Raw genomic sequence first — 1,174 nt, 5'->3', positions numbered from 1 at the left:
TAGGTGAAGTCCGAGACCCACAGGGCGTTCGGGCAACTGGCCTGGAACTGGCGATTGACGTGATCCTGCGGACACGGTGCCGCCCGGTCGCTGACGGTGGTACGGAGCGTCTTACCACGCATCACGCCACGCAGCCCCAGCCGGCGGTAAGCGTCCGCCGAACACATCTCCCCGCCTTTTCCAGATCGCGGCATGGTGTCCACCTATTTTTGGTGGACACCATTTCAAGCCACTTTCTGGAGGGTTTCATGTCTCGACAGCGCCGTACATTCCCCAAGGCCTTCAAGGCCCAGGTCATCGAGGAGTGTGCCCAGCCCGGGGCCTCCGTCGCTGGCGTGGCGCTGAGCCATGAGCTCAATGCCAACCTGGTGCATAAATGGATTCGCCAGCAGCGCGAGCCGCTGCCGACCATGCCCGCCTTTGTTCCGGTGCCGCTCGAGCTGATGCCTTCCGGACGAGCCGCTGCCGAGGCGCTGACGGTCAAGATCGACATTCCCCACCGCTCCGGCAGTCTGTCGGTACGCTGGCCGGCGCAGGACGCCGAGGGCTGCGCACGCTTCCTGCGCGGGCTGCTGGCATGATTCGCATCGACCGGATCTGGCTGGCCATCGAGCCGCTGGACATGCGCGCCGGTATCGAAACGGCGCTGGCTCGGGTCGTCCAGGTGTTCGGTGCGGCGCAGCCGCACTCTGCTTATCTGTTCGCCAACAAGCGCGCCAATCGCATGAAGGTGCTGGTGCACGATGGCTTCGGTGTCTGGCTGGCGGCACGCCGCCTGAACCAGGGGCGTTTCGTCTGGCCCGGTAGCGAACAGGGTACACAACGCGAGTTGACGCCAGAGCAGCTGCGCGCGCTGGTGATCGGACTGCCCTGGCGACGGCTGGGAGACGATGCGAGTATCAGTGTGCTGTAAACCGGCGCATCGGCTCTTGCGGCAAGGCAATTCACCGAACGCCCTATCGCCAGGCAGGGGTAGGGCGATCACAATCGGCGGCATGCAACCGCCCTTCGACCACCTGACTCCCGAGCAACTGCGTGCACTGGCGGCGCAGTTGACGGAGCGTGTCGCGCAGCTCGACCAGCAGGTATCCGGTCTTAGCCAGCAGGTGCACTACCACAAGACCCGCAACGAGCAGCTGGCCCACGAGATCGCCATTCTCAAACGGCACAAGTT

Annotated in this window: 2 protein-coding genes and 2 pseudogenes; 3 read left to right on the top strand and 1 reads right to left on the bottom strand. The window is 64.5% G+C overall.

What is annotated here, in order from left to right; translation table 11 throughout:
* A pseudogene (locus MXC11_RS12085) lies at positions 1–146 on the bottom strand (IS3 family transposase); the annotation flags it as partial.
* Positions 147–248: 102 nt separating this feature from the next.
* Between MXC11_RS12085 and tnpA the strand changes: the two are divergent.
* The 3 genes and pseudogenes from tnpA to MXC11_RS12070 all read left to right on the top strand — a co-directional run.
* A complete protein-coding gene (tnpA, locus tag MXC11_RS12080; RefSeq protein WP_250010421.1) occupies positions 249–581 on the top strand; it encodes an IS66-like element accessory protein TnpA in 333 nt (110 codons plus the stop codon).
* Complete coding sequence (gene tnpB, locus MXC11_RS12075; protein WP_250010420.1) at positions 578–913, top strand: IS66 family insertion sequence element accessory protein TnpB; 336 nt, start codon at positions 578–580, stop codon at positions 911–913. Before tnpA ends, tnpB begins: the two co-directional genes overlap by 4 nt.
* 82 nt (positions 914–995) lie before the next feature.
* A pseudogene (locus tag MXC11_RS12070) lies at positions 996–1,174 on the top strand (IS66 family transposase); the annotation flags it as partial.

This window comes from Pseudomonas eutrophicaquae (assembly GCF_023544715.1).
Classification (GTDB): Bacteria; Pseudomonadota; Gammaproteobacteria; order Pseudomonadales; family Pseudomonadaceae; genus Geopseudomonas.
This window is presented reverse-complemented; position numbering and strand designations above follow the sequence as displayed.